Raw genomic sequence first — 1926 nt, forward strand, 5'->3', positions numbered from 1 at the left:
GCCTACAGCGCATGGTTACGTTTCTTGCAGGCTGAATAAAACGTGCCGCTGGTGGCGATGACACGCTCGATGCACTGCCGAGGATCCACAATGGCGCCGCCGACGCTGAAATAATAGGACTGGTCCTTGAGGATCAGCGCGTATTGGCCGGGTGAAAGCTGCAGTGTCGGGTCCTCGCTGTGGAGTCTGTACATCTCTGGATTATCTGGCACGGGAGACGACCGGTATGGATAAGAGAAATTTCTGATGACCCAGGAGTCGTTGTCGTCGATCCGCTTGCCTGCCGACTCAGCCGAGAATTCGCGAGCAATCCTGGCAATCACGCGCACCTCAGCATGCTCCAATATGTTGGTAGTGGTTTCTCGCCGAAAGACAATAAACTCGGGATGTCCGTTTGGCAGGCTTACTTTGCCGGGTAGTCTGAATGCGGCAGAGATCGCGACCCTCGCATCTGGTGCTCGGCCGGGGAGCAGCCGGAGTTCGGTCAAGGCGTCGTCTCCGAGCGCATAGACGCCGTAGTCGGTCGGCCGCGGGAATGAAGGAGGCGGTGGGGACCGGTTCAAGGCCGTTGGGGAGGCGGGTGTCCCGACCGCTTTCTCGGGGACCGTCTGTTCCCTCTGATCTCCGAGGGGCCGTCCCAGCGTCATCAGACGATCGCGTTGCGGCACAACGATAAAGACGGTTCCAACGGTCAGCAGGACCGCAGCGGTCATGACAGCCCACAAGGGAAGGCGATCGGCTCCATTTGCCCGATGGATCAGCTCTACTAGGTCCGATCCGGATGGAGCGGGACCAGCTTCTGCTCGCGGCGGGTTACGCGAGAAAGCCGAACTCAGCAGCGGTACCGAAGATAACGCAGGCAGGCTGACTTGCTGCCGTGAGAATTCCTCTACACCGTGGATAGCGGCCTCGAGCGCGCGTTCGGCGCACTTGGTGTCTGTCGGATTTGAATCAACGAGTTGTTCCTGCAGCTTATGGCGCGCCAAATCATAGACCGCCTGGCGCATAAGCTCAGGATCGGCCTTCACCGATTCTATTATCCGAGCGATCACCAGCGCGAATTGAACCTCGTTAGAGGCCTGATTGGGACCCTCTTCCTACGTTCCCGCAGTTCTCGAGAACTCATGCCGATCTGGGCGCTCCTGTGGCGGCTGGCCGCAGCCTTATTTCAGTGTTCAAAATACTCCAAAAGAAACTAAAGTATTCGTCGGCGGCTTGAAAGAGCGGCTGTATATTCGAAGGAGAAGATGGTGACCTTCATACCAAGACGCGAAATCGTCGTGCTGGGCTTGGCCTACCTTGTCCTCGCTACGACCGAAATTCCAGCATTGGCCGTCACCGCCGAGGTAGCCCGAAAGTGCAGCGCACTCATGGCCAAGCAATTCCCGCCCCGCGAAACCGGCAACCCAGCAGCTGGAAGCACAAAGGGAAGCGGCCGCGATCAGCAAGCCTTTTTCAACCAGTGCGTTGCTAACGGCGGCAAGATCGACGATAGCAACGCGAAATAAAGGGTATCCATTGGGAGCCGCAAGTCGCCCCTGGCAAGAGCGCACTCACCCGTTAGGCGGTGGTGGCTCCGGGACGTTGCCATCCTTTGCCATGCATTCCCTGAAGTATGTTTGACGATCACCGCTTCCGCGGACTGATCCTGGCCGCTTGTATGGATAGACAAGATAGGAATAGCGCATGCACTTCCTAGCAGTCTCGGCACTTGGGCTTGCAAACGCGTATTTACCCGGCAGGGCGAGAGTGACGGCGAGGCCTATCCCCATTAGGAGCCAAATCAGTTTCTGGTAATTCATGTTTGCCATATCGCAGCCTGGAGGAGTATCTGTCAATTTGAGGACTACGTGCTAGTCATCTGGAGCCCAAGTTCGTCGCATAAATTAGTGCTCGAAACCTTCGAGGAGAGCGCTTGTGGCGAAT

Annotated in this window: 2 protein-coding genes; one reads left to right on the top strand and one right to left on the bottom strand. The window is 57.2% G+C overall.

Annotation, left to right across the window (positions count from 1 at the left end; translation table 11 throughout):
• Positions 1-2: 2 nt before the first annotated feature.
• A complete protein-coding gene (locus FXB38_RS42215; RefSeq protein WP_187435532.1) occupies positions 3-1028 on the bottom strand; it encodes a hypothetical protein in 1026 nt (341 codons plus the stop codon).
• A 219-nt stretch (positions 1029-1247) separates the two neighbouring features.
• Here FXB38_RS42215 and FXB38_RS42220 point away from each other — a divergent pair, with 219 nt between their 5' ends.
• Entirely contained in the window at positions 1248-1508 is a 261-nt protein-coding gene (locus FXB38_RS42220) for a hypothetical protein (RefSeq protein ID WP_246230645.1), read from the top strand.
• Positions 1509-1926: the final 418 nt, after the last annotated feature.

This window comes from Bradyrhizobium cytisi (assembly GCF_008123515.1).
In the GTDB taxonomy this organism is placed as follows: Bacteria; Pseudomonadota; Alphaproteobacteria; order Rhizobiales; family Xanthobacteraceae; genus Bradyrhizobium; species Bradyrhizobium cytisi.